Here is a 26,750-nt window from a genome sequence, read left to right as displayed (position 1 = left end):
GGCAATAATGCTGTCATGAGCTATCAGCCGCCCTTTGAGATCACCTCAACCATCGTTAACCAGGTCAGTGCGATCGCTGGGCTGGTTGAGCGGCTCGACGGTTCGCCGCTGACCACCTCACCTCAACTCCGCAAACAAAACCGCATTCGCACTATTCAAGGCACCCTGGCGATCGAAGGCAACAGCCTCACCCTCGATCAAGTCACCGCCATTCTCAACGGCCAGCGGGTACTCGGCCACCCCCGCGAAATTAGCGAAGTCCAAGGTGCAATCCGCGCCTACGAAGCCCTCCCCACCTGGGCTCCCACCTCACGCCAAGACCTGCTCCAGGCCCACCGCCTGCTCATGGCCGACATTCTCACCAACCCTGGCAAACTCCGCCCAGGCGGTGTTGGCATCTATAAAGGTACCCAGGTCTCCCACGTTGCCCCCCCGGCCAAACTCGTTCCTCAGCTGATCGGCGACCTGCTCGACTGGTTAGCCGCCACCGACCACCATCCGCTGATCACCAGCAGTGTCTTTCACTACGAACTTGAGTTCATTCATCCTTTTGTCGATGGCAATGGCCGCATGGGTCGCCTCTGGCAAACCCTGATTCTTGGCCAGTGGCACAACCTTTTTTACCTGTTGCCGATCGAAAGCCTGATTAAAGACCAGCAAGACCGCTACTACCAAGCTCTAGAAGAGGCCGATCGCGCCGCTGCCAGTACCGGCTTTATCGAGTTCATGCTGGATATTATTCGGACAGCGCTCAGCCAGCCCAGTGCCCCGATCGATACCCTGGATAGTTTCTTGGGCGATCAAGTAGGCGATCAAGTCAGCGATCAAGTTAGACAACTGCTCACCCTCATGGATGACCGCTATTGGAGCACCCGAGAGCTGATGGCAGGGCTATCGCTCAGCCACAAACCCACCTTTCGTAAGAACTACCTCAACCCCGCCCTCCAAGCAGGTTTCGTGGTGATGAAATATCCAGACAGACCCCGGAGCCCCAAGCAAAAATATAAAAGGCGGGGGCATTAGCTAAACCGATTTAGTCTACCCCGCGCAGTTTGCAGGTGTTGTCGTAGAGACTCTGGGCCAGGCCGTCGAGGCGTTTGTCAAGCTGAGTTGGCGGCTGGTCATGGGTGAGAGGGTACCTAGGCCGGCTTGCTGGCCCACGGTCAATCGGCCCATTCTGGTGCAAATTGGCTATAGTGGCGGCAAAGCAGCCCTCCCCAGTTGGAGGCCACCGTGGTGAAACCTACACCAGATTCTCTGCGTCGGGTCGGGTCAGCCAGTCCGCTCCTGATGCACACCGATGTTGTGCCCCCCCACCCGCTGGTGATTGGGGGCGAAACGATCCCTCGGGGCAAGCGGGTGCGGCTTGACTTGCCCGTAGCCCGCATGCCGACCGGCACCATAATGTCGCTACCGGTGACCGTGATCAGCGGCAAAAAGCCAGGGCCGCGCCTGTGGCTCAGCGCCGCTATCCATGGCGACGAGCTCAACGGGGTCGATATTGTGCGCCGGGTAGCCAGGGCCATTCAGCCCCACCGGCTCAACGGGGCGGTGATTGCCGTACCGGTGGTGAATATCTTTGGGCTGCTAGAACAGTCGCGCTACCTGCCCGATCGCCGCGATCTCAACCGCTCCTTTCCCGGTTCGGTGCGGGGGTCGATGGCCAGTCGCCTCGCGGCCCTGTTTATGAAAGAGGTGGTCAGCCAATGCACCCACGGCATTGACCTGCACACGGCAGCCATTCACCGCATTAATCTGCCCCAGGTGCGGGCCGACCTAAACGACCCGGCTACCTACGACTTTGCCAAAGCCTTTGGTGCCCCGGTGATGATCCATTCCTCCCATCGCGACGGGTCGCTGCGCCAGGCGGCGGCAAAGCGTAACATTCCCACTCTGCTCTACGAAGCCGGAGAAGCACTGCGATTTGATGAAGTTGCCATTCAAACCGGGGTAGATGGCATCTACCGCGTGATGGCCTACCTGGGCATGTATACCCCGCCGGTCACGGTTCCGCCGGTCACCCTCGAAGTGCGGGAGACCCGCTGGGTGCGCGCCTCTCGAGGCGGGATTTGGCACCGGACGATCGCCCTAGGTGACCAGGTCAAGCAGCGTCAGCCCCTGGGCTTTATTAGCGACACCTTTGGCGATAAACCGGTGCAGGTCCGCAGCCCCAAAGCCGGCATTGTAATTGGCCACGGCCAAAATCCACTAGTTAATCAAGGGGATGCGCTAGTACACATCGCCAGTGGGACGGCAGAGACTGGGCCAGAACAGTAGGATGAGCAGAGCGACGCTTGCCCATTCTGCCCACCATGCAGCGATTTACCCAGCTTTTTTTAGCCATAGACGCCACCACCTATACTAACGAGAAGGTGCGATCGCTACAGGCCTATTTCCACGAGGCTGAACCCGCCGATAAGGTCTGGGCGCTCTACCTTCTGCTGGGCAAAACCCGCCGCCGCACGGTGACCTCGCGGGTGCTGCGGGATGTGTTCTTGCAGATTTCTGCCATTCCTGAGTGGCTATTTAAAGACTGCTACGCCCAGGTGGGCGACTCGGCAGAGGTGATCGCCCTGCTGCTGCGCGATGTGGATTTGGCGGGGAATTCCCCTAAGAATAGCGCTGTTCCCTGTAGGGGCAAACGGCCGTTTGCCCCTACCGAAGTTGCTGGCGATTCCCAATCCCATTCCTCCAGGTCCATCCCCCTGCACCAGTGGATGGAGGAGATTATTCCGATGTACAAGGCGATGGAAACCGACGAGGAACGGCGCGATCTGATCGTCTCCTGGTGGGCGGCGCTGAATAACACCGAAATCTTTGTGCTCAACAAAATTCTCACCGGGGCGTTTCGGGTTGGCGCATCGGCAAAGCTGGTAATTAAAGGGCTGGCTGCCGCCACGGGCATCTCAGAAGCCGTACTAACCCACCGACTGATGGGCGAATTTACTCCCACCGTTGAGTTCTATGCCAGCCTGACCAGTGAAGCAGCTACGCAGAATGCCCCCAGCCAGCCCTACCCATTTTTCCTCGCCACCTCCCTAGACGAAGCCAAGTTTCAGGCCGAAGCCTGCGATCGCTGGCAGGCCGAGTGGAAGTGGGATGGCATTCGCGCCCAGGTGATCAAGCGGGCTGACCAGGTGTTTGTCTGGTCGCGGGGCGAAGACTTGGTCACCAGCCAGTTTCCTGAAATCGAAGCGATGATGGCCACGTTTCCCAACGGCATCGTCATGGATGGGGAAATTCTCTGCTGGCAAGACGGCAGGCCGCTGTCGTTTAACCACCTGCAAAAGCGCCTGGGCCGCAAGCAAGTCAGCAAAAAGGTGATGGAAGCCAACCCAGTGCACTTCATCGCCTACGACCTGCTGGAGTACGGCGGGGTCGATATTCGGCAGAAGCGCTGGGGCGATCGCACCCACCACCTCAGCACCCTGCTCGCCGTCCACACCGCCCCCAACCTGCACCAGTCTACTCCGCTGACCTTTAGCTCCTTTGCCGAACTGGTGGAGCTGCGCGCCAACGCCCGCCAGCAGGGGGCCGAGGGCCTAGTGGTGAAGGCGATCGATAGCCCCTACCTGGTGGGCCGCAAGCGCGGCTACTGGTGGAAGTACAAGGTTGACCCCATGAGCCTCGATGCGGTGCTGATCTACGCCCAGGCAGGCAGCGGCAAGCGGGCCAACCTGTTTACCGACTACACCTTTGCCCTCTGGCAGGGCGATACTCTGGTGCCCTTCACCAAAGCCTACAGTGGCCTAGACAACGCCGAAATTGACGCCCTAGACAAATGGATTCGTCGCCACACCACCGAGCGGTTTGGGCCGGTGCGATCGGTAGAACCGATCCAGGTTTTCGAAATCGGGTTTGAGGGCATCGTCGCATCCACCCGTCACAAGTCGGGAATTTCGGTGCGCTTTCCCCGCATTCTGCGCTGGCGTAACGACAAACCCGCCGCCGAGGCCGATACCTTAGAGTCAGCCAAAGCGCTACTGGCGGCCTTTGAAACCGTGCCTTAATCCACGATTGGCCTTTTGACCATCGGGGTTAAAGGGTTCAGATCTGAGCTGATTTTTCGCTGGGGGGATGCTGCTCTAGCACCTTAGCCAGGTATTTGCCGGTGTAGGAACCGGGCACCTGGGCCACCTGCTCGGGAGTGCCCACGGCGATCAGCTCGCCGCCGCGATCGCCCCCCTCCGGGCCTAGATCCACGAGCCAGTCAGAGCAGCGAATCACGTCGAGGTTGTGCTCGATCATCAGCACCGAGTTGCCCTTGTCCACCAGGCGCTGCACCACGTCGAGCAGCTTGTGCACGTCGTAGAACGACAGCCCCGTAGTCGGCTCGTCGATCAGGTAGAGGGTTTTGCCCGTAGAGCGGCGGGCGAGTTCGGTGGCTAGCTTCATGCGTTGGGCCTCGCCGCCAGAGAGGGTAGGGGCGGTCTGCCCCAGGCGAATGTAGCCCAGCCCCACATCTACCATGGTTTGCAAGCGGCTGGCGGCCTGGGGAATATTCTCAAAAAACGTCAGGGCCTCTTCGGCGGTCATGTTGAGCACGTCGGAGATGTTTTTGCCCTTGTAGGTGACCTGGAGGGTGTCGCGGTTGTAGCGCGCCCCCTTGCACACCTCGCACTGTACGTAGACATCGGGTAAGAAGTTCATCTCGATCACGTTGACCCCCTGGCCACCGCAGGCTTCACAGCGCCCGCCTTTGACGTTAAAAGAGAACTGCCCCGCCTTGTAGCCCCGCGCCTTGGCCTCAATGGTCTCGGTAAACAGGTTGCGGATCACGTCGAAGACGCCGGTATAGGTAGCCGGGTTGGAGCGGGGGGTGCGGCCAATCGGCGACTGGTCGATCACAATCACCTTGTCCAGCGCCTTCAGCCCGTCGAGCTTGTCCATGTGCTTGGGAAAGGGCACTTTGCTGCCAAAGTGGTGCTGGAGAGCCGGGTAGAGCAGCTCATTGATCAAAGTCGATTTGCCCGAGCCAGAGACGCCGGTAATGCAGACCAGCGCCCCCAGGGGCAGCTCGACGTCGAGGTGTTTGAGGTTGTTGCGGTGGGCATTTTTGATCGTCAGCGATCGCCCATTGCCCGGTCGACGCTCGGCAGGGGTTGGAATCGACTGCCGCCCCGACAGGTAGGCCCCGGTGAGAGAGTCTTGAGCGGTCATTAGAGTGTTGAGGTCGCCCTCAGCCACGATCGCCCCCCCATGAATACCGGCCCCTGGGCCAATATCTACCAGGTGGTCGGCGGCGCGGATGGTGTCTTCATCGTGCTCGACCACGATCAGGGTGTTGCCCAGGTCGCGCAGGCGGTAGAGGGTGTTGAGCAGGCGATCATTGTCGCGTTGGTGCAGGCCAATGCTGGGTTCATCTAGCACGTAGAGTACGCCCGTGAGGCCCGAGCCAATCTGGGTGGCCAGACGAATGCGCTGGGCCTCGCCGCCGGAGAGGGTCATCGCCGTGCGGTGCAGGGTGAGATAGTCGAGCCCTACATCCATCATGAACTGGAGCCGAGCCCGAATTTCGCGCAGCACCAGCGCCCCAATTTGCAGCTGTCGGGCCGAGAGCTTGGGGGCGTCGCCCTCTTCGCCCACCAGGGTGCGAATGCGCTTGAGGCACTCGCGAATGGAGACGTTGGTGAGGTCGCTGATCGAGTGGGGGCCAATGCGTACGGCGTTAGATTCTGGCTTGAGGCGGGTGCCGTGGCAGACTTCGCAGGTCTGGTCAATTAAGTACTTTTCAAGCTTTTGCTTGTGCAGCTCGGAGGTGCTGTCTTTGTACTGGCGTTCGAGAATGGGCAGCACCCCTTCGTACTGCCGCTGATAGCCCTTGCGATCGCGGTAGCGCGAGTCAGACTCAATGTAGATTTTTTCCTCACTGCCGTGGAGTACGATGTGCTGCTGCTCGGGGGTGAGCTGGTCCCAGCGGCTTTGAATTTCAAACCCAAAGGCCTGGCCGACGCTATAGAGCAACGAGAAGTAGTAGGTGTTGTCTTTTTCAGACCAGGGGGCGATCGCGGCATAGACCGGCAGCGTGGGGTCCGGCACTACCAACTCTGCCGAAAACGTCCGCAGGCTGCCCAGGCCGTGGCAGTGGGGGCAGGCCCCGTAGGGCGAGTTGAATGAGAATAGCCGGGGCGATAGTTCCTCCATCACCGCGCCGTGCTCCGGGCAGGCAAAGTTCTCGGAAAACACTAGCTCCTTGGGCAGACCGTAGCTGCCTTCCCCCTCGGCGGCCTGGGGTAGGCGATCAGAAATAGATATGACATTACTCCCCTGCTCCTGCCCTCCTGGCTCCTGACTCCTAGATTCCTGAGGCTTCTCCGCCAAAATCTCAATCACCGCGATCCCCTCCGATCGCTTCAGGCAGGTGCGCAGCGAGTCCGCCAGCCGGTCCTCCAGCCCCGCCTTCTTCACCAGGCGATCGACCACCACTTCGACGTTGTGGCTGTAGTTTTTGTCGAGTTCAATGTTGTCGGTCAGCTCCCGCAGTTCGCCGTTTACCCGCACCCGCACAAAGCCCTCAGAGGCCAGGCTAGAGAGCAGCTTTTTGTGGGTGCCCTTTTTGCCCCGCACCACCGGGGCCAGAATTTGGAAACGGGTGCGATCGGGCAGGGCCATCACCCGGTCGATCATCTGGTCGATGCTCTGGGGCGAAATGCTGCGATCGCAGATCGGACAGTGGGGATCGCCCGCCCGCCCGTAGAGCAAGCGTAGGTAATCGTAGATTTCGGTCACCGTACCCACGGTAGAACGCGGGTTGTGGGAAGTCGATTTTTGGTCGATGGAGATCGCCGGACTCAGCCCCTCGATCGCATCGACATCGGGTTTATCGACCTGGCCGAGGAACTGGCGGGCATAGGCGCTGAGCGACTCCACGTAGCGACGCTGGCCCTCAGCAAAAATCGTGTCAAAGGCCAGGGAAGACTTACCTGAGCCCGACACCCCCGTAAATACGATCAGCTGGTTGCGGGGAATCTCCAGGTCTAAATTTTTGAGGTTGTGCTGGCGGGCTCCGCGAATGCGAATCACATTGTCGTCAATGGCGGCATGGTGGTGAGCCAACCCTGGAGTGCTATCACTGGGGCGGGCACCATTGCGGGCACCCTTGCCATTTTGAGACTGATCACTACCTTTGCTGGACGCTCGGCCCTTTTTAGAGGCGGCGGTTTTCTTAGCAGAAGCGTCCGGTTTGGGCATGTCTGGGGGCTTAGTGACAACGCATGTACCAATTTAACATTTTTAAATACTTGTCAAGGAAACCCACCAGCTCAGGAGTTGTAGGGTGATTTAAATGCGATCGCCCGGACAGAGCCTTGTATAGCTATGGCCAATTAGGTTAGGACAGGGCCGTCATTCCTGCGCAGAGCTTGCCCTCGCGAAGGCGTGGGGCGGGAATTCACTAGCCCATCATTGCTCGCGAATAGATTCCCGTTTTTACAAGAATGACAGGCGGGGATTGTTATCAGCAAAACGTCCTAACGGTGCTATAGCTATAAATTGCAGCGAAAGTGATTGACTTCCGCGCAGTGTAGCCATCCTCCTGGCGGGCTAGGATGCCTCTACCGGAGCGACTCTCACGTAAGGCAACCCTACCGTGCCGCCACAAACCGCTCTCGGGCCATGGCCCGCAGCCGCTGAATGTCTTCTCGCCGAGTCACCGATAGAGGCACCGTGCGCTTAATTTCGGTTAGCAGCAGGGCGGTGTCGGCGGGGCTGTTTTCGTAAAGGGCGCGATAGTGGGCCGTGATGACCGCCTGCTCAATCTCAGCGCCGCTAAAGCCTTCGGTAGCGACCACCAATTCGTCGATGTCAAAGGCGTCGAGGCCCTGGCGACGGCGACTGAGGTGAATAGCCAGAATATCGCGGCGCTCATCGGTTTCGGGCAGATCGACAAAAAAAATTTCGTCGAAACGACCCTTGCGCAGCAGCTCTGGCGGAATCGCCGACAGATCATTGGCGGTGGCGACCACAAAGATCTCCTGGGATTTTTCTTGCAGCCAGGTGAGAAAGTAGCCAAACAGCCGTCGGCTCAGCCCACCGTCGGCATCGCCGCTGGTCTGGCCCATACTCTTCTCAATTTCATCCATCCAGAGAATGCAGGGGGCCATGGTTTCGGCCATAGTGACAGCGCGGCGAAAGTTTTTGTCAGACTCGCCCACGTACTTGTCGTAGAGGCGACCGGCATCGAGCTTGAGCAGAGGCAGATTCCACTGGCGGGCAATGGTTTTGGCCGCCAGCGACTTGCCACAGCCCTGAATGCCGACAATCAAAATGCCTTTGGGGGCGGGCAGGTTGTACTGGCGGGCCTGGGGGGTAAAGCCCACCTTGGCGTAGCTTAGCCAGCGCTTCAGTCCCTCAAAACCACCTAGCTCAGCCAGATTGGTCTCGGGCGGGAAGTAGTCGAGCAGGCCCTCTTCGTGGATGACGCGGGCCTTGCGCTCTAGCACCTGTTTGACATCGTCGGCGTCGAGGCGGCCATCGTGAAGGGCGGCGTAGGAGACTACCTTGCGGGTCTGGCTCAGGGTCATGCCCTGAAGGGCACTGACTAGGGTGCGAATATCTTCAGGGGTGAGGTCAACTTTGACTCGGCCTTTGAGGTCTCTCACCACCCCAGACAGGGCGTTGTAGAGTTCTTCGGGGCCGGGTAGTTTGATGTCAAAATGCACGGCGTCGTGGGCAATTTCGGCGGGCAAATCGTTGTCGCTGCCGCTGATCACTAAGGTAGAGCGGTTATGAGAAAACTGCTCGGTCACCTCACGAAACTGCCGTGCCACCACCGCGTCTTTGAGGTGAGGGGCAAAGTCCTTTAGCCAGTAGATCGCCTTGAAGTTGAGATCTTGGAGATGACGCAGCATATCGAGCGGCTCTGTGGTTTTGGGCAGCGCCTGGCCACGCTTGCCGCCGGGGGGTGCGTATTCGTTTTGCCAGCGGTTTTCGGGGCTGTCAGGCGATCGCATCAGCCCCTGGGCAATGCTCCATTCAAACACCGCCATTTGCATGTCGGTACAGGCGGTTCTAATCAACCCCTGCACTCGCTCTTCTTCAACGGTGTCAATCACCACTACCGGATGAAACGAGGTCACCAGGGTTTGAAAGTGCTGCACACTGGTTTTAAAGGACATGGTTGCCGGGAGTAAGGTTAGGGCTAATGTGCCCCTTTCTCCTACACTTACCGCACCGGACATTCCGGACTGGCCCAGAAAATTTAATCTAATGCATCTAGCCCCTGGCGGGCGTAGCGAATACGCAGCTTTAGACCGAGGGTGATTTGTTTCATCAACCAGTAAAGGCTGGCCAAAATCAAAAAGGTCACCACCATCACGGCTACTGGACGCCGCGAGGTCAGCACGTCTAGGGTGTCGGTGATGACATCGGTGGGAGCAACCACTAAATCCCAGCTGTTAAACCGCAAAAAGCGGCCCAGGTAGATACCCACCGCACACAGGGCATGAATGGTCAGCTCGATAGGCAAAATCAGAGCCTTAGCACCTTGCTGCTTAAGATAGATGGCCAGGTTGAGAATAGAGATGACATAGGCCTGAAACCCCAGCAAAATGGCTACGGCATGGATAGGAATAAAGACTAAAGCCACCACCCAAATTGGCGTTTGCCCGGCGCTGGTGCCCCGAATCAGGTGAATGATGTCGGTCAACACGTAGGGGGCGTTGGGCAAAAAGGCCAGAAACATCGCCAGCCCCACCCACCATAGCCAGCCTTGGGATGTCTGTTTTTTGTGAAAGATGGCGATGCTCATGGCGGCGGCGATCGCGATAACCACCAGCAGCCACAGCAGCTGTAACAGAGTGACCGCACCACCGTCACCCACAATATTCGACCAGCCCCACATCAGGCGAGGTATTCGCGGCCACAACCCCACTACCCCGGTTGCCACCACCACCACCCAGGCGGCAAAAAACCAAACCCTGGGAATGACTTGGTTGCGAAATAGGCCATAACTCAGCAACAGGGGCACAAAGGCTAGAAACAAGTTCCACCAGATCCAGCCGCTATAGACATTGTTGAAGGCACTGGCTATATCGAGTAGAAGCGATCGCATTGGTTCTCAACCCTATATCTAGGCTTAACCTAATCTAAAGCTTGACTAGGCTATTTGCCCTTTGCCCCAGGGTAAACCAGACTATTTCCGCCATGGGCCGATTCTCTTAAAAGCCGAAGGCGGCCAATGGTGCGCAACACAAAAGAGGGGACACGCTTGGGTGTCCCCTCTTTAATTGCGATGATTGCGACTGGATTCGCCTGTTCTAAAGGCGAGGATCGGTAGTGCTGGTGGGAGTTGTGGTCACACGATCGTTAGTGCGATAGGTCGTTGTGGGGGTGGTATCGCGATTGCGGCCAGCCAAACCAGCTAAACCAATCAGACCGAGCAGACCCAACCAACCCCAGCTCATGCCGTCATCGGTATCGGCTGTGGTTGTGGTGGTTGTGGTAGGAGACAGGGTATCAGGAGAAGTGGCACCGGGGGAAGTCGGAGACCCTGGCGCTACGGGATCAGGGGAGGTAGGCGAGGTCGGAGTGGTAGGCGTAGTCGGCGAAGTAGTGGTCTGGGCAGAGGCCGACAGCGCCGAGGGCAATAAGGCTAGGCTGAGAGCCAGAGCGCCAGTCCCCATCCATTTCGAGAGAGTGTTATTTTTCATCGGTTAAATTCCTGGGAATAAACAGTATCTGGTTTTCCTACAGCAGCCGAACCAAGGCATGGCTTATGCCACTAAAACAAACCGTATGCTTTCAAGGTAGAAAGATTTAGCTGTTCTGTTATTTATCGATAGTTAGACGTTTGCACGAATAGACCTCTTACTTTCGGTTTCATATAACCGGTTAGATGTCTCCGAATTAATGGCTGAGCTAGATACGAGGGGGCGATCGCGAGACCATACTCTACCTATCGGTCAGTGAACCTTCAGAAAAGGGTGCTGGTTTAACACTTTTTAGCGATTCTTTAGCCCCGATAAGTCTATCCATCTACAGAACCGACCTAGCGGCGGAATGGTCACTATACAAGATGAAACCCTAGGTCAAATCAATTGGACCCAGGCTAATTTCAATTACCTTTTTAAGGAGTTTATCCAATGACAGCTCAGATGACGCGAAATAAAGCAGTAGTTGCGGTATTTGACACCCGCCGCGAAGCTGATCAAGCTAAACAGACCGTTCAAGCATCTGGCCTAGAAGGACAGCGAATCTCTATCGATGACCATGTCTCGCCATCTATTCAGGTGGCAGCCCAAGGGACAACTGTGGGCGGACAGGCTGGTTTGCTCATGGGAGCCGCTTTGGGGGGTGTAGTGGGCTTAATCGCTACCATTATTGTCGCTTTCTGGGTCACTGGCGGCTATCCTGACAGCTCTATTAGCCGGTTGGCTATACTTGGCAGTACGATCGCTGGGGCCTTCTTCGGCGCACCGTTGGGCAAGACACTGCAAGCCAAGCAACCTGCCGACCAAAAAAGCAAAGGCAATCCCGATGTACCTCGCCAGTTTCGACTCGTGGTTGAAGGTAGCCAAGAGGATGTGCGGCAGGCGAAGCAAGCCCTGGGTCATCCTTCTGTAGCCAACTAGTCTCAGTTTCTGCAAAGGTTTTTCCGTGCCCGTTACTCTGCTCCCATGGGGATTAGTCAAGTGACGGGCAAAAAACATATCTGTAAAGTAAACAACGCATAAAAAAGCACGTAGAAGGGGTTGCTAAACGGCAACCCTTTCTACGTGCTTGTATAGGCTTAGCTAATTAATTAGCTAACTAAATCACAATCGCCTTAGTAGCGAGGATTAGAGGTAGGCGGTGCGGTGGTTACTCGCTCAGTGTAGCGATCGCTGGTGTCGCGCTTGCTGCCTTTTAGCCCAGCCAGACCAATTAGACCCAGCAGACCCAGCCAGCCCCAGTCAAACCCGTCGTCATCGGCGGTAGTAGTGGTCACAGTACCGCCAGGGGTAGTTGCGTCACCGGGGGTGGTTTGAGCTGCCGCCGGTAGGGCTGAAGGCAAAATAGCTAGGCTGACGGCAAGGGCACTGGCCCCAACCCATTTTGACAAGACGTTCGTTTTCATGGTTTAGAATCCTGGTAACAACATTTGATCGATGGAAACGACCTAGGTCGCAAAAATCAAAATAATAGAGGCGCAATCGTCGTCTACTTATTCACCAGGTTAAGCCGCTGACGAGAGCATGGTATTCATCGCTGGTTATAAGCTTAAATATCTCAACCTCTAGCGGAAGACTCACCCCAGGCCGACCAATTGAATAGGAGCAACTAAAAATATGGATATTTTGTTCTAGTATTTTGTGCAATGGAGAGTCCTATCTGAAAAGAAGGCAAGCGTATAGATGTTTAGATCTAGCCGAACAACTTAAATCGCTAATTTCTATTTAAATGACTAACCTAACTAACCTCTATATTTAGAAAGCGACATTCTCTATAGATGTATAGAGGAAGATGCAGAATTTTAATTTTAGAGTGAGGCTATAACGCAGTAGAGCTAATGCAGACTTAGTTCATTACTAGTACTAAAAGGGCGATTATGTTTTTCCACAAAAAAGATCCAGTTCACACCGTTGAAGTCAATGAGGCTAATCCGGTCTTTGCTCAGCTGCTGCTAGAGCAGTTTGGAGGTGCTACTGGAGAACTCTCGGCGGCGCTTCAATATTGGGTGCAGTCTTTTCACGTCGAAGATGCTGGCATTAAGGACATGCTCCAGGATATCGCCGTTGAAGAGTTTGGCCACCTGGAAATGGTGGGCAAGCTGATCGAAATTCACACCAAAAATACTGACCAAACCGAAGCCTACAACAGCACGCTGTTTGCGGTGCGTGGTATGGGGCCTCACTTCCTCGATAGCCAGGGGAATAACTGGACGGCTAGCTACCTCAACGAAGGCGGCGATGTTGTTCGAGATCTGAGGGCCAACATCGCGGCAGAAGCAGGTGCCCGCCAGACCTACGAATCCTTGATTAAGCTGGCTACCGATGAGGGCACCAAAAAAACCCTGACCCACCTGCTAACTCGGGAAATTTCTCACACCAAAATGTTCATGAATGCCCTAGATGCTATGGGCAAGCTGACGGACCCAATGTTTGGCAACATTCAGCCCGACGAAACCGTAGAGCTTTACTACAATCTCTCCACCAACGGCAATGGCCAAGATGAGCGTGGCCCCTGGAACTCTGAGCCCGACTTTAAGTACATTGCTGACCCAGTGAACTCTCGCCAATAGAGCGATCGCAATGGCAGTTGAGCTAGCCCAAATCTGGTGCTAACTCAACGCCTCCTACCCAAACTGAAAGTCGGTAGGCATAGGTAGCAACCTAACACTCAAACTGATCACAGCCTCCATCGCCTTGGCCCTGGGGGCTGTTTTTGTTCAAATATGAGGTTCAAATATGGGTTAAACCCATGCTGTTTGAACAATCCTTCTGTTAAACTCAGCGCCGTGGAAGATCCTAAGCCGACGCAGCGGAATTTTTGGCTCTGCATCAGAGTTTTTGGCTCAGGCCCTCTTAGCAGGCTGCTAGCCCAGTAGAACGTTAGGTTTAGTAAACCCCATCCGGAATCGGCCCTGCCCAAGCTGAAAACTCAGGCATCTAGTGCTTGACCAAGCTAATTATGACAGGCTCTAAAGGTTGAGGGTGTTCGGTTCATGGTAGACCTAGAACCTGACACCTTGAACCCCCTAACCGGTCATCTTTGGCTTGGCCAGACTACTCGTGCACTAGAACGATGTTAGAGAGGCTTGGGTTTGGCTATGGTTTCGCGGTTGCCCCGGTTCACCTGGCTGCGGTTAGGTGTGTTGTTTTCTCTGGCGCTAGCGCTGGTGCTGACTAGCCTAGGGCGATCGGCCCCGGCTGATGCCGAGCTCGATCGCCTAGGGGCGGAGGCCCAGACCTACATTCAAGCCCAAACGGGCCATCGGTTTACCCACCCCATTGTGGTTACCCGAGACCCGGCCTATCAGCGTCAATACATTCGCACTGATGACCCCAGCGGGCACCACTTGGCCACCAGTCGAGCCGCCGTGCGAGATCCAGCTGATCCCGGCCAATGGGTAGATATCCGGGTGCTGGAAGGCCGCGCAGGCCATGAGTCAACCGGCGAGTGGCAGGCCTGCCTGATTGTGGTATCTGACGCCGGGTCTGGCTTGCCAGACCCGGCCAAACGCAGCAACATCGCCCATGAGATCTATCACTGCTACCAGCGCGAAAAGCTGGGGGCGCTCTACACCCCGCCCCCCTGGGTGCTAGAGGGCTCGGCCACCTGGGCCGGAGAAACCTATGCGGGCGGTTCGCCGTTGGGCGAAAGCCGCTGGCGACAGTATTTGACCACCCACAACCAAATTGAAGATCGCAGCTACGAGGCCTTGGGGGTGTTTGCCCATATGGCCCACAGCGGCGAGTCGGTGTGGGCCCTGCTCGATCGCGCCTTTACCCCCCCGCTGCCTGCCCCCGCCGCCGAGACCGCCTGGATTGATCGGTTTTTGGGCTTGATGGCCAACCGAGAGAGGTTTTTGCAAACCTGGGCCATGGGCCTAGAGCGCAATCCCCGCCTCAGCGATTGGAACACCAGCGGGCCGGGCATTACCGGCGATCGCAGAGAAATCCAAACCTTAGCTATTCCCCAGGGGCGACGCATTACCCGCACCCTTCAGCGCCTCTACCGGCTCACCTTGCCTGAGGCCCAGGTGGTTTCAGTGGAGGTAATCAGCAACGGCCACGGCGCAATTCGCTGGGGCGACAGCGAGACGACGCGCATCAGCGGTAGCTTTAGCCGCCAGTATTGCCTGGGCGAAACCTGCCGCTGCCCTGATGGCTCGATGCCTGCCGGAGTCACCTCGGTGCGATCGCCCCAGGCGATCATTGCCCTCACCGGCTACCCCAACGATGCCGAACTGGGCATTGACCCAGTCGAAAACCCCTGTGAACCCGAAGAAGCGCCAGTGGAGCCGCCGGTCGATGGCCCCGGTAGCCCCTGGGGCGGCGACGGCGATCGCGCCCGAGGCACCAGCTACGGCGACCCCCACCTGATCACCTACGACGGCTACCGCTACAGCTTTCAAACCGTTGGCGAATTTTGGCTGACAGCGGCCACCGATGGCCACTTCCAGGTACAGGCACGGCAGGGGCAGATTCCTGGCCGACCCCTATCAATGAATACGGCGGTAGCCATGCAGGTTGGTGGCCATCGTCTGGCGATCTATGCCCAAGCGGCACCCGATGGCCGCTCCCCAGTGTGGTTAGACGGCAGCCCCACCGCTTTGGCTGAAGGCACGACACCCCTGCCCGGCGGGGGGATTGTCGTGCGAGTTGGTAGCCGCTACCAGATCACCTGGCCCACTGGCGAAAGCTTGCAGGTATCGCAAACCCCCATGGGCGGCGCAGCCTTTTTGACCCTGTCGCCGGAGGTGCCCCGGCGGGCGGGGGTCTACCAGGGCCTGTTGGGCAACGTCAACCGCAACCCCAACGACGATTTGCAAATTCGCGGCGGCGCGGTGCTGCCCCCCCAAGATGTCTACGCGCCAGTCGCCCGCCTGGTGCAGGGGCTGATTCCGGCCCCGGTGCCGTTAAACCAGGTACAAAATGCCTTTTACCAACAGCTCTACCGCCAGTTTGGCGACAGCTGGCGGGTGTCGCCGGGCGAGTCGCTGTTTGACTACGCCCCCGGCCAGTCCACCGACAGCTTTACTCAGCGCAACTTCCCCAGCCAGTTTCCATCGCTGCTGGGGGTGGCCCCGGCCCAGATTCAGCAGGCCACCCGCCTCTGCCGTGAGGCTGGAGTCAACGAGTGGATGATGGAGGGCTGCGTGTTTGATGTCGCCGCTACCGGGCAACCGGGCTTTGTGCAGGGGGCGGTAAATGCGATCGCCACTACCCTAATCGACCAGGTACAAAACCGGGTCGAGGACGAAATTCGTCGTCGCCTACCCTTTCCTCTGCCGCGACTGCCGTTTTAGGCTCCGTTTTAGCCGAACTGCTTTTTCGCCGCTTCGTACACCTCAACGGTGATTTGGCTCGTGCCCTGTTCTTGGGCAAACTTCTCAATTTTCTTGCGGGCAGCAGGGCGCACAAAGAAGGGAATTTCTTTGAGGCGGGCTTCAGCGTCGGGAGTCCAGTCCATAGATAGAGGCGCAGCTTTACGATCGGCTTCAAACTTCTTTACGATATCAGGGGGCAGGCCCTTTTCGTCTAGAGCTTAAGTCTGAGCCAGGATGCGTCACCCCAGCATCGCGTTGTCCGGGGGTCTCCCTGGCCTAGAGACCCTGTATCAAATTTTTCTCTCTACAGAGAATTTGGGTATCGCCCCGGCATGACTAGATATATCAACAGGAGATCGCAGTGGTAAGAAAATTCTTGCTGGTTACGTTGGCCGCCGTGGTGACTACGCTGGTGGTTATGGGTCTCGCCCCAGCCGCAAAGGCCAATATTGTGGCTGAGCCAGTGGTGTACACCATTGACGGGCAACCCTTTGAGGGATACTTTGCCGTTAACCAAAACTTTGGCGAGAGCCAACCCCTGGTGCTGGTGGTCCATGACTGGAATGGTCTAGATGACTACGAGCAGCGCCGGACACAAATGCTGGCCGAGCAGGGCTACGCCGCCTTTGCGGTAGACCTCTACGGGCAGGGGGTGCGCCCCAGCAACCCTGCTGAGTCGCGGGAGCAAAGTGGGGCACTGCGCAGCGATCGCGCCACCATGCGCGCTCGCCTTAGGGCAGGCCTTGCCCAGGCCCAGGCTCAGTCGGGGGTAGACAGTAGCCAGGTGGTGGCCATGGGCTACTGCTTTGGCGGTGCCGCCGTGCTTGAAATGGCCCGCGCTGGTATGGATTTAGATGGGTTTGTGTCGTTTCACGGCAGCTTTGAAACCCCTGAGGGACAAGACTACAGCCAAACTCAGGGCCGGATTCTGGTGCTGCATGGTTCTGATGACCCCGCTGCCCCGATGGCCGATGTGGCCCAACTCGCCGCCGAGCTAGACGAGGCTGACGTCGATTTTGCCATGGAGATCTACGGCGGGGTAGACCACGCCTTTACGGTGTGGAGCGATGCCGATCGCTATGACGGTATGGCCGATCGCAAATCGTGGCGTGCCCTGATGACCTTTTTGGGCGAAGTGCTAGGCTAGGGCCATCACGTTTCAAGCAGTGAGCCCATAAGGGTTTGCCCTTGTCAAACGGGTCGGCGATCGGGTGCTGCGATCGCCGACTTTATCCGCCTTAATCTGACCCGAGAGATGGCTAGACTCCAGATAAGCCTTAACCGCTGTCTCTCTGGGCTAGATTATGGAACACTTTTCAACCCTGATTTTGCTGCTGCGCGATCGCACCATCTTTCTAGAAGAAGTCCGCCAGGGCAAAAAGATTGAGTCTAAAATTTTGTCGCTACTGGTGGTTAGCTCCCTATTTTTTGCGATTTATGGGGCCATCATTGGCTCGTCGAGTGGCTGGCAGCAAATGCTGGTGTCGATGGCTAAGCTACCCGCCCTCTACCTGCTGACTCTGCTAATTTGCCTACCGACACTTTATTTTTTTGATATTTTGTTTGGCTCTAAGGCTGACTTTAGACAGTATGCGGTGCTTAGCCTCACTACCGTTTCGGTGATTAGCGTGCTGCTGTTCAGCTTTGCTCCAGTGACGCTGTTCTTTTTGATCTCGATTCGCAGCTATCACTTCTTTTTGCTGCTCAATGTCGCCATCTTTGGCCTCACCGGGTTTATCGGGGTAAGGCTGTTTTATTCGGGCATTCGCTCAGTGATGAATTTTACTGAAGACACGCCTCAAATTCGCAACCGCCTGCTGCTATTTTGGCTAACGCTCTACGGCCTAGTGGGCAGCCAGTTGGGATGGACGCTGAGACCTTTTTTCGGCTCCCCTGGTCAACCCTTCCAGCTGTTTCGTGAGGTAGAAGGCAACTTTTACTCCCAAGTGCTTCACAGCATCTTCTCGCTGCTATTTGGCAATTGATGAGCTGCTGCTATGACTAATTTGCAGGCGCTACGCATCACTCGGTCTGAACTCGATCAGCTCACAGGTTTAGATATTGACTCGGTTTTCATGGACAAGATGATTCGCCCCTCTGTCTGGCGATCGCGGCGGCAGCTGCTCTCCCTTTTGATTACAGAATGCCTGATGCTGGGGACGATATTTGTGGTTTGTCTGGGGTTAGGGCTGGTGCTGGTGAGTCAGCAGCAGGGCTTTGACCAATTTCGGGCACTGCTGCTGGGGATTGCCGGGGCGATCGCGATCGGCGCTGTAGCTTGGCACCTCTACCAGTGGCAGCGCTCTAAACGCTTCATGACCCTGGCGCGCCTGTTAGATGAGTGCGATCGCCACAACGATATTATTCGGGCGCTGCAAGTGCTGGAGGAGTTGGATGCGGCGCAGGGAATAGGCGCAGGGTTCCAGAACAGTGAGATTCTAGTTGCCCTCCAGGCCACCCGAGACAGTCTAACGTCAGCCCTCGTGACCGAAAAGATTTTGCGTCGCCACCGGGCCCTGCTGGCGCGACGGCAGGATTTGTTTACCACCCTTGAGGCCAACCTGGTGACGCTGCAAACTCTCCAGGTCAACCATCAGGCCAGCGAGTACCGACAATTCTTGCAGGAAGCGCTAGCCATTGGTCTCGCAGTACAGCAAGAGATGAACGCTAATCCTGATCTATCTCTTAATTTGTAAGGGTAGCCTTCAAAGAATTGATATCAATCGGTTATTCTCAGCGCAAATCCAAATCGGATAACCCCAATTTATAAAGGCCAATCTGTAGGGGCAAATGGCATTTGCTCTCCTGAATAAGGGTACTGGGCATCCTCTTAATTTCTGAGGCTTGACCTAGGCCTATTGCAACCCTACAGATATTGCATTGGGCGCAAAACCTTGCGCCCCCTACCAGTCGCGATTGATGGCCTGATTTGATGTGGAAGTCTACTCCATCCGCTCGGCTAGCTCCATCCAGCGTTCGGTGGAGGAATCGATGGTGGCGGTAAGTTCGCCCAGGCGTTCAGATAACTTCGTCACCTCGCTATAGTCGCTGGGCGGGTTGTTGTAGAGCTGTTTTTCTAGGGCTGCTTTTTCAGCTTCCATAGCCGGAATTTGAGTTTCTAGCTGCTCGTATTCCCGCTTTTCTTTGTAGGAAAGTTTTTTGGCCTTGGCATCGGAGGTTGGCTCTGCCTTAGCTACCGCCTGAGGAGATACAGCCTGGGATTTGCTGGCGATCGCCTGTTTGCTACTCGCTTTCTCAGTATCCGCAGCCGCCTTTTTATAGTCTAAATAGACCGAGTAGTTGCCCGGATAGTTGCGCAGTACGCCGTCGCCCTCAAAGGCAAAAATGGTGTTGACGGTGCGATCGAGAAAATAGCGATCGTGGGAAACCACAATCACGCAGCCGTTGAACTCCTCCAGGTATTCTTCGAGCACGCCCAGGGTTTGCACGTCGAGGTCGTTGGTGGGCTCGTCAAGAATCAGCAGATTTGGAGCCGACAGTAGCACCCGCAGCAGAAACAGCCGCCGCCGCTCGCCGCCGGAAAGTTTTTCGAGCGGGGCGTACTGCTGGTTAGAGGTAAACAAAAAGCGCTCCAGCATTTGCGACGCGGTGATCACGCTGCCGTCGTTGGTGGTGACCAGTTCGGCGGTTTCTTTCAGGTACTCGATCACCCGCTGGCTGGGGTTGGCAAACAGATCTTCGGAATGCTGGTCAAAGTAGCCCACGTGGATGGTGGTGCCGATATCGACGGTGCCGGTGTCAGGCTCCAGCCGCCCGGTGATCACGTTCATCAGGGTCGATTTGCCGACGCCGTTGGGGCCGATGATGCCGATGCGATCGTCCGGGGCGAAAGCGTAGGTAAAATCCTTGAATAAAAGGCGATCTTCGTAGCTCTTGGAGACATTCTCCAGCTCGATCACCTTCTTGCCAATGCGGCGACCGACAGTGGAAATATCCACCTTGCCGAGGGATTCTTTAAACTCGCGGTTTTGCATGTCGCCGATGCGATCGATGCGGGCCTTTTGCTTGGTGCTGCGGGCCTTGGGGCCGCGCTTGAGCCATTCCAGCTCGCGACGCAGTACTCCGGCGTGCTTCTTCTGGGTGCTCTGGTCGGCGGCTTCAGCCAGGGCCTTTTTCTCCAGGTAGTAGGCGTAGTTGCCCGCATAGCTGTAGAGATCGCCGCGATCGATTTCAAGAATGCGGTTGGTGACCTGGTCGAGAAAGTAGCGATCGTGGGTGATCAGCAACAGCGCACCGCGAAAGCCGCCCAGGTAGCTTTGCAGCCACTCCACCGATTCAGCATCGAGGTGGTTGGTGGGCTCGTCCATCAGCAAGGCATCAGGGTCGGCCAGCAGAGCCGCGGCGATCGCCACCCGTTTTCTATACCCCCCCGACAAATCGCCCACCTTGGCATCAAAGTCGTCAATGCCTAGGCGGCTGAGAATGGCCTTGGCGTTGGTTTCCAAATCCCAGGCATCGGCGGCGGCAATTTTTTCGGATACCGTCGAGAGCTTGGCCATCAGCGCGTCGGCGTCGCCGGTACCCTGGGCCATGTGGTGGGAGATATCTTCGTACTCACGAATCAGCGCCATCTGTTCGCCCGCGTCGGCAAACACCTGCTCTAGCACCGTGCGATCGGCCTCAAAGTCGGGCTGCTGGGGCAGGTAGACAATCTTGGCCCCAGGGTTGACCCAAAACTCACCGCCGTCGAAGGGCTCTAGCCCCGCAATCATTTTCAGCAGGGTCGATTTGCCGGAGCCGTTGGTGCCAATCAGGCCCACCTTGTCGCCCTCATCCAGGCTAAAGCTGGCATCGCGAAGAATTTCTTTGATACCAAAGTCTTTGGTGGCAGAGCGCAGAGTAAACAGAGTCATGGGCAGCCGGGTCGTGAACCCTTAGATCATAGACCCTAGGGTATGCTGGCGGGGCGAAGTCGATTAGTTAGGCGTTTCACCAGCGGTGGGCTGAGAACCAGCCCTATAAGTCTTAAAAAGCCGGGGCAACAGCAACCCCGATCGCAACCTGTAGTCGGCAAATTCTGGATAGCGCGATAGCGACTGGTCTTTTTTTCGCATGTTGGGCACAAACACCACGGCGGCAAACAGCCCCATGATGGCAAAGGGCAGCCAGTGCATCGCCAGCAGGGCAAAGGAAAAATAGATTAAAATCTCGCCCAAATAGTTGGTATTGCGGCAGCGGGCAAAGAATCCTTCGGTAATCAGCCCCGGTTGGTACTTGAGGGTAAAGTACTTTTGGGCATCGCTAGCATAGTGGAGAAATATGCCCAGAATATTGAGGGCGATCGCCCCGGCGACCAGCGGCAACGGTGGCTCTACCCCGCGGCTAATCAACAAAAAGGGAGCCACCCAGTACAGGCCAATCATGCCAAAGGTCAACAGTCCGGTAGCGGCAGGAAGAGTTTGCTCCCACTGCTTGTCAGGATAAAGGCGATCTTTGAGTAGCCACACTAGGCCGTAGGTGCCATGGAGGGCCAGGTAGACCCACGGCCCTACGCCAAAGTTTTGGTAAGCCACCATCAAAGCCACGACGAAAAAAGCCGTAGTGCCCTTATGGAGATTGATCACGTGCTTTATTTTCATCGCATTGTCCTGAGCGGTTTCACTATCCTAACGACGAATCCACTGTAGGGCCAAACTGGCGTAACCACTCCTAGCGCCAGGCAAGCGACACTGATCTAAATCACCTTATTGATAAGCGATATAACCCTTGACCTATATGGGTTTAAGAGAATGGAGAATAGGAGATTCGAACTCCTGACCTCTGCGGTGCGATCGCAGCGCTCTACCAACTGAGCTAATTCCCCGTGTTGTGCGATGCACCGTTACGGTGCGATTGGCCTTCGGCCACCCTGCGGGAACGCAGCGCTCTACCAACTGAGCTAATTCCCCGTGTTGTGCGATGCACCGTTACGATGCGATTGGCCTTCGGCCACCCTGCGGGAACGCAGCGCTCTACCAACTGAGCTAAGTCCCCTAGAACTGACAGCATCTTACCAAAAACAGAATCCCGTTATCGCTTTCGTCCCTTGGCCGATCGCTTTTTATTCCCGGGTTGGGTTTGGTGGGCACCAAAATACTTCTCGCTGCGGTAGCGTAGCCACACCCGCAGAGTCTGGGGAACTTGGTCTTTTTGCTCCTTGGTCAAGGTGTTGTAGAGAGTAAGGGCTTTTTCTCGTTCACCCCGGCAGGCGGCATTGTTGTGGGCATCCCAGTAACTGCGGGCCAGGCGAATGCGGCGGCAGACTTCCTTCACTAAGGCGTTGCCTTCCAGGGGTTGTTCAGGCATGGGGAGCAATTGGCAATTGGCCATCCTGCGGAAACACAGGGGCGGTACACTCTTTAAGCTAAACCATTGTGACTGCCTTAGCCGCCGCCGATGAAAATTGCCACTTGGAACGTTAACTCCGTGCGATCGCGCCTCGACCATGCCACCCAGTGGCTACAAACTAACCCTGTGGACGTGCTGTGCCTGCAAGAAACCAAGGTCGTCAATGAGACGTTTCCGACCGCAGCTTTTTCAGAACTAGGTTACACCGCCTACATCCACGGGCAAAAGTCTTACAACGGGGTGGCGCTGTTGAGTCGGCAACCCCTAGAGAACGTACAGTACGGCTTTGCCCCGGTGCTAGGGGCAGACCGCGTCGGTGATCTAGATGACCAAAAGCGGGTGATCGCCGGGCTGTGGGGCGACATCTATATAGTGAACCTCTACGTGCCCAACGGCAGTTCTATTGGTAGCGAGAAGTATGAGTACAAACTGCGCTGGCTAGCCTGCCTTAAAGAGTATCTGACAGCACTGCTGGCGGAGTATCCCAACCTCAACGTCTGCGGTGACTTCAATATCGCCTTGGAAGATACAGACATCTACAACCCCGAGGGCAAAGAGAAACACATCATGTCTTCCCCAACCGAGCGGGAGGCACTGAAGGATGTGATGGCCGTAGGTCTAAAAGACGGGTTTCGGCTATTCAACGACGAAGGGGGTCACTTTAGCTGGTGGGACTATCGAGCCGCCTCCTTTCAGCGCAACATGGGCTGGCGTATCGACCACCACTACCTGTCGGCGGGGCTGGGCGATCGCGCCCTCAGCTGCACCATCGACCTCGAACCCCGCCAATGGGAGAAACCCAGCGATCACACTCCAGTGATTATGGAATATGCCTAAGGGTTGAGCAGAATGCCCGGTCAGGGCTGACTTGACAGAGTAAGATAAGCAAGTTAAGCAGGTTTTCTGCACACCAGGAGTAACCGAGGTTGGGGCTTCGGGGATAGGCTTACCCGCCGCCGTACTGCTTGCGTTTACCCTTGATCAGGGTGTGACCCGGTCCGATCTGCCTGCTCCCTATTCCCCCAATTGTCGAGCCCCATTCTTTGAGCGAGCCGTAGATACAGGTCAATGGCAATACTACACGTCAGTTGGGTTCCCCAGGCACAGCAGTTCTTTCTCTGGGCAGAAGCCTGGCAGCCCCTCCCTCCCGAGGGTCTGGCCCCGTGGGAGGGGCTGCACCTCCACCCCTATGCCCTGGGCCAGGCCGAGCTAGCCCAGGTGCTGACCGGCATGCAAAAGCAGCTGCTGGGACGTTCTGCGGCTGGCAGCGAGGGGCTATTTCCATCGGTGCTGACCGAGGCAGCGGTAGCCTCGGGCAAGGGAACGGCGAAGGCAACCGGCGGCAATCGGCGATCGCGCGCTTCAAAATCAGGCGATCGGGGGGCAACTGGCCCTATCTGGGGTGAAATCACGCTTCCGTTACCGGCGCGTCTACTCGCCACGGCTTTAGCGCCCGTGCATTCTGCCAAGCTAGAGGCCCAGCCCGACGCTAAAGCCGATGCCGACACCGTGCTGCACCCTTGGCGGATCCAGGGCTGGCAGCTTGGCATCGCCGATTTTCTGCCGATTTTGCTGGCCCTTCCCCTGGGGCAGCACACCCTTACCGGCCCTGGCGAGATTGGGGCCGACCTGCGCTACTGGGGCCACATCGCCCGTTGGGGCCTCAATTTGCTGGCGCGGGGCAAGTTTTTGCCCGATTTAGAACTCACCAGCCAAACCCTGGCAGCCCCATGGCAACCCCTGCTCGACAGCGCCCCCGACCAGCAGCGGCTGCGTAATTTTGCCCTAGCCATGCCCTTGCTCTGTCGCACCCACCTACCAGCAGCGGCCAAAGGGGCACTCCCCCTAGCCTGTGGATCGCCTTTGCTCGACCCCCAGCCGCTACTGCTGCTGTTTTTGGCAACCCTAGTCGATCACCAGGTGCGCCAGGTAGCCCAGGCCCAACCCGTCAATGGTCTGGCCAACTTAGGCAAGGAGCTCCCCCTTCAACCCTGGCTTCAGGCTCTCAGTCAGCCCAGCAAAACGCTAGACGCCGCCGCTGCCGCCGCCGCTCGTCTGCAAGAAGCCTTGGCCACCTGGAAAACACCCCTACAAACCTTAGCCGAAGATCCGGCCAGTCAGTTTCGCCTGCGGCTGGTGCTCCAGCCACCCTCCCAGCTAGACCTTCCCTGGCAGCTGCATTACCAGCTTCAGTCAGCCGCCAACCCAGATTGGCAGATAGGGGCAGACTTGATCTGGCAGCATCCGGTCGATGAGTTGCAGCACCAGGGGGCCATCCTTAAGTCGCCCCAAGAGACCCTGTTGGGCAGTCTGGGCCGGGCCGCGCGGCTCTACGACCCTATCCGCGAGAGCCTGCGCCAGCAGCACCCCACCCACTGCGACCTCGACCCGATTCAGGCCTACCAGTTCATCAAAGCCTCAGCCTGGCAATTGCAAGACAATGGCGTTGACATTGTGTTTCCTCCGGGCCTGGCCCAAACCACCGACGATGGGGCCGGGCGACTAGGGCTCAAAGTCCATGCCGAGGTGCCGCCCCAAAAACAGCGGCAGCGGCTGGGCCTCAAAAGCCTGCTAAATTTCCGCTGGGAGTTGTCAATCGCCGGAGAGACCCTTTCCGCCGCTGAGTTTGAGCAGTTGATCAACCAGGGGTCGCCGCTGGTCGAAATCAATGGCCGCTGGGTCGAGCTCAAGCCCCAGGATGTGAAGGCGGCGCGACAGTTTTTGGCCGGGCAAAAAACCGCCACCCCTCTGTCAGTAGAAGACGCCCTGCGGATTAGCACGGGCGACACCCAGCTAATCGACAAGCTGCCGGTAGTCAGCTTTGAGGCCACCGGAGCGCTGCAAACCCTGATCGAAACCCTGACCACCGGCAACCAAACCCTGGCAGAGATGGAAGCCCCCAGCGGGTTTAAAGGAACCCTGCGGCCCTACCAGGCGCGGGGGGTGTCGTGGCTGGCCTTTTTAGAACAGTGGGGCCTAGGGGCCTGCCTGGCCGACGACATGGGCCTGGGCAAAACCATTCAGCTGATTGCCTTCTTGCTCTACCTGCAAGACAATGGCTGGCTCGAAACCCCCGTGCTGCTGGTCTGCCCCACCTCGGTGCTGGGCAACTGGGAGAAAGAAGTCAAGCGATTTGCGCCGCAGCTTAAAACTCTGGTGCACCACGGCGATCGCCGCCCCAAGGGAGCCAATTTTGCCAAAGCCGTGCAGGATAAGCACCTGGTGATTACCAGCTATGCGTTGATCTACCGCGACCTCAAGCCTATCCAGTCGGTGAGTTGGCAGTGCCTGGTGCTCGACGAAGCCCAGAACGTCAAAAACTCTGACGCCAAACAGTCGAAAGCCGTTCGCCAGATCGAAGCTCAGTTTCGCGTTGCCCTCACCGGCACCCCGGTAGAAAACCGCCTGGGCGAGCTGTGGTCAATTATGGACTTCCTCAACCCCGGCTACCTGGGGCCAAAGAATTTCTTTCAGCGGCGCTTTGCCACCCCGATCGAGCGCTACGGCGATACCGCCTCGCTGCGGGCGCTGAAAGGGCTGGTGCAGCCGTTTATTTTACGCCGCCTCAAAACCGATCGCACCATCATTCAAGACCTGCCCGAAAAGCAGGAAATGAGCGTCTACTGCGGGCTTTCGGCTGAACAGGCCAACCTCTACCAGCAGACCGTCGATGCGGCCCTCGAAACCCTTGACGACGCCACCGGGGTGCAGCGCAAGGGGCAAATTCTCGCCCTACTGACCAAGCTCAAGCAGATCTGCAACCACCCGGCCCAGTTTTTGCAGGAGCCCAGCCTGGGGTTAAAGGGGCGATCGGGCAAGCTCCAGCGACTCGACGAAATGCTGGAAGAGGTGATTGCCGAGGGCGATCGCGCTTTGATCTTCACTCAATTTGCCGAGTGGGGCAAACTGCTCCAGCGGCACCTGCAATCTTACCTGGGGCAAGAAGCCCTCTTCCTCTACGGCAGCAGCACCAAAAACCAGCGGGAAGCCATGGTCGATCGCTTTCAGAACGACCCCGCCGCGCCGCGCCTGTTCATTCTCTCGCTGAAGGCGGGGGGCGTGGGCCTCAACCTCACCCGTGCCAATCACGTCTTCCACTACGATCGCTGGTGGAACCCGGCGATCGAAAATCAGGCCACCGACCGTGCCTTCCGCATTGGCCAGACCCGCAACGTGCAGGTGCACAAGTTTGTCACTACCGGCACCTTAGAGGAGCGCATTCACGAGATGATCGAGAGCAAAAAGGCGCTCTCAGAGCAGGTGGTCAGTGCCGGCGAAGGCTGGCTGACCGAGTTCGACACCGACCAGCTGCGCAATTTGCTGCTGCTCGATCGCAACGCCATTATTGACGACGATGGCGATTGACATGCTCTCGATACAGACCTAGTCCTAAGGGCCAGGTCCTAGGGGCAAGTAACCATGACAAGCCGCT

20 protein-coding genes and 1 tRNA gene are annotated in these 26,750 nt (G+C 57.2%); 11 read left to right on the top strand and 10 right to left on the bottom strand.

Annotation, left to right across the window (positions count from 1 at the left end; all coding sequences use genetic code 11):
• Positions 1-15 precede the first annotated feature (15 nt).
• The 3 genes from RRF56_RS23715 to RRF56_RS23705 all read left to right on the top strand — a co-directional run bounded on the left by RRF56_RS23715 (position 16) and on the right by RRF56_RS23705 (position 4,010).
• A complete protein-coding gene (locus RRF56_RS23715; protein WP_317035619.1) occupies positions 16-1,023 on the top strand; it encodes a Fic family protein in 1,008 nt (335 codons plus the stop codon).
• 267 nt (positions 1,024-1,290) lie between these two features.
• Positions 1,291-2,277 carry a succinylglutamate desuccinylase/aspartoacylase family protein gene (locus tag RRF56_RS23710; protein ID WP_410510680.1) on the top strand — a complete coding sequence of 329 codons (987 nt, stop codon included), beginning with the start codon at positions 1,291-1,293 and terminating at the stop codon, positions 2,275-2,277.
• 35 nt (positions 2,278-2,312) lie between these two features.
• A complete protein-coding gene (locus RRF56_RS23705) occupies positions 2,313-4,010 on the top strand; it encodes an ATP-dependent DNA ligase (RefSeq protein ID WP_410510679.1) in 1,698 nt (565 codons plus the stop codon).
• Positions 4,011-4,047: 37 nt separating this feature from the next.
• Here the strand turns inward: RRF56_RS23705 and uvrA are convergent, their stop codons facing one another.
• The 4 genes from uvrA to RRF56_RS23685 all read right to left on the bottom strand — a co-directional run bounded on the left by uvrA (position 4,048) and on the right by RRF56_RS23685 (position 10,649).
• Entirely contained in the window at positions 4,048-7,191 is a 3,144-nt protein-coding gene (uvrA, locus tag RRF56_RS23700) for an excinuclease ABC subunit UvrA (RefSeq protein WP_317035616.1), read from the bottom strand.
• 392 nt (positions 7,192-7,583) lie between these two features.
• Positions 7,584-9,116: an AAA family ATPase gene (locus tag RRF56_RS23695; RefSeq protein ID WP_317035615.1), complete on the bottom strand. Its 1,533-nt coding sequence runs from the start codon at positions 9,114-9,116 to the stop codon at positions 7,584-7,586.
• A gap of 83 nt (positions 9,117-9,199) precedes the next feature.
• Entirely contained in the window at positions 9,200-10,051 is an 852-nt protein-coding gene (locus RRF56_RS23690; protein WP_317035614.1) for a DUF1361 domain-containing protein, read from the bottom strand.
• A 205-nt stretch (positions 10,052-10,256) separates the two neighbouring features.
• Positions 10,257-10,649 (bottom strand): WGxxGxxG family protein, encoded by a 393-nt coding sequence (locus RRF56_RS23685; RefSeq protein WP_317035613.1) that lies wholly within the window; start codon positions 10,647-10,649, stop codon positions 10,257-10,259.
• Between the two features lie 432 nt (positions 10,650-11,081).
• On the opposite strand from RRF56_RS23685, the gene RRF56_RS23680 reads away from it, so the two are divergent.
• The gene (locus RRF56_RS23680) at positions 11,082-11,570 is read left to right on the top strand and encodes a hypothetical protein (protein WP_317035612.1); all 489 of its coding nucleotides are present in this window, start codon (positions 11,082-11,084) and stop codon (positions 11,568-11,570) included.
• Positions 11,571-11,764: 194 nt separating this feature from the next.
• On the opposite strand, the gene RRF56_RS23675 is transcribed toward RRF56_RS23680, so the two are convergent.
• Positions 11,765-12,055 carry a WGxxGxxG family protein gene (locus RRF56_RS23675; RefSeq protein ID WP_317035611.1) on the bottom strand — a complete coding sequence of 97 codons (291 nt, stop codon included), beginning with the start codon at positions 12,053-12,055 and terminating at the stop codon, positions 11,765-11,767.
• Between the two features lie 471 nt (positions 12,056-12,526).
• Here RRF56_RS23675 and RRF56_RS23670 point away from each other — a divergent pair, with 471 nt between their 5' ends.
• Both RRF56_RS23670 and RRF56_RS23665 read left to right on the top strand, forming a co-directional pair.
• Positions 12,527-13,219: a manganese catalase family protein gene (locus RRF56_RS23670; RefSeq protein ID WP_317035610.1), complete on the top strand. Its 693-nt coding sequence runs from the start codon at positions 12,527-12,529 to the stop codon at positions 13,217-13,219.
• 528 nt (positions 13,220-13,747) lie between these two features.
• Complete coding sequence (locus RRF56_RS23665; protein WP_317035609.1) at positions 13,748-15,949, top strand: VWD domain-containing protein; 2,202 nt, start codon at positions 13,748-13,750, stop codon at positions 15,947-15,949.
• 8 nt (positions 15,950-15,957) lie between these two features.
• Here RRF56_RS23665 and RRF56_RS23660 read toward each other — a convergent pair whose 3' ends face one another.
• Entirely contained in the window at positions 15,958-16,113 is a 156-nt protein-coding gene (locus RRF56_RS23660) for a PCP reductase family protein (RefSeq protein WP_317035608.1), read from the bottom strand.
• A 218-nt stretch (positions 16,114-16,331) separates the two neighbouring features.
• Here RRF56_RS23660 and RRF56_RS23655 point away from each other — a divergent pair, with 218 nt between their 5' ends.
• The 3 genes from RRF56_RS23655 (at position 16,332) to RRF56_RS23645 (ending at position 18,666) form a co-directional block, all read left to right on the top strand.
• Positions 16,332-17,117 carry a dienelactone hydrolase family protein gene (locus tag RRF56_RS23655; RefSeq protein WP_317035607.1) on the top strand — a complete coding sequence of 262 codons (786 nt, stop codon included), beginning with the start codon at positions 16,332-16,334 and terminating at the stop codon, positions 17,115-17,117.
• 157 nt (positions 17,118-17,274) lie between these two features.
• The gene (locus RRF56_RS23650) at positions 17,275-17,955 is read left to right on the top strand and encodes an actin-binding WH2 domain-containing protein (protein WP_317035606.1); all 681 of its coding nucleotides are present in this window, start codon (positions 17,275-17,277) and stop codon (positions 17,953-17,955) included.
• 12 nt (positions 17,956-17,967) lie between these two features.
• The gene (locus tag RRF56_RS23645; protein WP_317035605.1) at positions 17,968-18,666 is read left to right on the top strand and encodes a hypothetical protein; all 699 of its coding nucleotides are present in this window, start codon (positions 17,968-17,970) and stop codon (positions 18,664-18,666) included.
• Positions 18,667-18,912: 246 nt separating this feature from the next.
• On the opposite strand, the gene RRF56_RS23640 is transcribed toward RRF56_RS23645, so the two are convergent.
• The 4 genes from RRF56_RS23640 to RRF56_RS23625 all read right to left on the bottom strand — a co-directional run bounded on the left by RRF56_RS23640 (position 18,913) and on the right by RRF56_RS23625 (position 22,276).
• Complete coding sequence (locus tag RRF56_RS23640) at positions 18,913-20,844, bottom strand: ABC-F family ATP-binding cassette domain-containing protein (RefSeq protein WP_317035604.1); 1,932 nt, start codon at positions 20,842-20,844, stop codon at positions 18,913-18,915.
• A gap of 63 nt (positions 20,845-20,907) precedes the next feature.
• A complete protein-coding gene (locus RRF56_RS23635; protein WP_317035603.1) occupies positions 20,908-21,570 on the bottom strand; it encodes a methyltransferase family protein in 663 nt (220 codons plus the stop codon).
• 151 nt (positions 21,571-21,721) lie between these two features.
• Positions 21,722-21,794, bottom strand: a tRNA-Ala gene (locus tag RRF56_RS23630).
• Between the two features lie 206 nt (positions 21,795-22,000).
• Positions 22,001-22,276: a Precorrin-3B methylase gene (locus tag RRF56_RS23625; RefSeq protein WP_317035602.1), complete on the bottom strand. Its 276-nt coding sequence runs from the start codon at positions 22,274-22,276 to the stop codon at positions 22,001-22,003.
• Between the two features lie 90 nt (positions 22,277-22,366).
• On the opposite strand from RRF56_RS23625, the gene xth reads away from it, so the two are divergent.
• Together xth and RRF56_RS23615 are read left to right on the top strand one after the other, a co-directional pair.
• The gene (gene xth, locus RRF56_RS23620) at positions 22,367-23,155 is read left to right on the top strand and encodes an exodeoxyribonuclease III (RefSeq protein WP_317035601.1); all 789 of its coding nucleotides are present in this window, start codon (positions 22,367-22,369) and stop codon (positions 23,153-23,155) included.
• A gap of 231 nt (positions 23,156-23,386) precedes the next feature.
• Positions 23,387-26,683: a DEAD/DEAH box helicase gene (locus RRF56_RS23615; RefSeq protein WP_317035600.1), complete on the top strand. Its 3,297-nt coding sequence runs from the start codon at positions 23,387-23,389 to the stop codon at positions 26,681-26,683.
• Positions 26,684-26,750 lie beyond the last annotated feature (67 nt).

The organism is Nodosilinea sp. E11 (assembly GCF_032813545.1).
Lineage (GTDB): Bacteria > Cyanobacteriota > Cyanobacteriia > Phormidesmidales > Phormidesmidaceae > Nodosilinea.
The sequence above is the reverse complement of the archived record's forward strand: the minus strand, read 5'-3'. Positions and strand labels throughout refer to the sequence as shown.

What these genes read in the sequence shown, in the direction of transcription:
- RRF56_RS23715 (WP_317035619.1), top strand. Translation starts at nt 16, where the DNA reads ATGAGCTATCAGCCGCCCTTTGAGATCACCTCAACCATCGTTAACCAG.
- RRF56_RS23710 (WP_410510680.1), top strand. Translation starts at nt 1,291, where the DNA reads ATGCACACCGATGTTGTGCCCCCCCACCCGCTGGTGATTGGGGGCGAA.
- RRF56_RS23705 (WP_410510679.1), top strand. Translation starts at nt 2,313, where the DNA reads ATGCAGCGATTTACCCAGCTTTTTTTAGCCATAGACGCCACCACCTAT.
- uvrA (WP_317035616.1), bottom strand. Translation starts at nt 7,191, where the DNA reads ATGCCCAAACCGGACGCTTCTGCTAAGAAAACCGCCGCCTCTAAAAAG.
- RRF56_RS23695 (WP_317035615.1), bottom strand. Translation starts at nt 9,116, where the DNA reads ATGTCCTTTAAAACCAGTGTGCAGCACTTTCAAACCCTGGTGACCTCG.
- RRF56_RS23690 (WP_317035614.1), bottom strand. Translation starts at nt 10,051, where the DNA reads ATGCGATCGCTTCTACTCGATATAGCCAGTGCCTTCAACAATGTCTAT.
- RRF56_RS23685 (WP_317035613.1), bottom strand. Translation starts at nt 10,649, where the DNA reads ATGAAAAATAACACTCTCTCGAAATGGATGGGGACTGGCGCTCTGGCT.
- RRF56_RS23680 (WP_317035612.1), top strand. Translation starts at nt 11,082, where the DNA reads ATGACAGCTCAGATGACGCGAAATAAAGCAGTAGTTGCGGTATTTGAC.
- RRF56_RS23675 (WP_317035611.1), bottom strand. Translation starts at nt 12,055, where the DNA reads ATGAAAACGAACGTCTTGTCAAAATGGGTTGGGGCCAGTGCCCTTGCC.
- RRF56_RS23670 (WP_317035610.1), top strand. Translation starts at nt 12,527, where the DNA reads ATGTTTTTCCACAAAAAAGATCCAGTTCACACCGTTGAAGTCAATGAG.
- RRF56_RS23665 (WP_317035609.1), top strand. Translation starts at nt 13,748, where the DNA reads ATGGTTTCGCGGTTGCCCCGGTTCACCTGGCTGCGGTTAGGTGTGTTG.
- RRF56_RS23660 (WP_317035608.1), bottom strand. Translation starts at nt 16,113, where the DNA reads ATGGACTGGACTCCCGACGCTGAAGCCCGCCTCAAAGAAATTCCCTTC.
- RRF56_RS23650 (WP_317035606.1), top strand. Translation starts at nt 17,275, where the DNA reads ATGGAACACTTTTCAACCCTGATTTTGCTGCTGCGCGATCGCACCATC.
- RRF56_RS23645 (WP_317035605.1), top strand. Translation starts at nt 17,968, where the DNA reads ATGACTAATTTGCAGGCGCTACGCATCACTCGGTCTGAACTCGATCAG.
- RRF56_RS23640 (WP_317035604.1), bottom strand. Translation starts at nt 20,844, where the DNA reads ATGACTCTGTTTACTCTGCGCTCTGCCACCAAAGACTTTGGTATCAAA.
- RRF56_RS23635 (WP_317035603.1), bottom strand. Translation starts at nt 21,570, where the DNA reads ATGAAAATAAAGCACGTGATCAATCTCCATAAGGGCACTACGGCTTTT.
- RRF56_RS23625 (WP_317035602.1), bottom strand. Translation starts at nt 22,276, where the DNA reads ATGCCTGAACAACCCCTGGAAGGCAACGCCTTAGTGAAGGAAGTCTGC.
- xth (WP_317035601.1), top strand. Translation starts at nt 22,367, where the DNA reads ATGAAAATTGCCACTTGGAACGTTAACTCCGTGCGATCGCGCCTCGAC.
- RRF56_RS23615 (WP_317035600.1), top strand. Translation starts at nt 23,387, where the DNA reads ATGGCAATACTACACGTCAGTTGGGTTCCCCAGGCACAGCAGTTCTTT.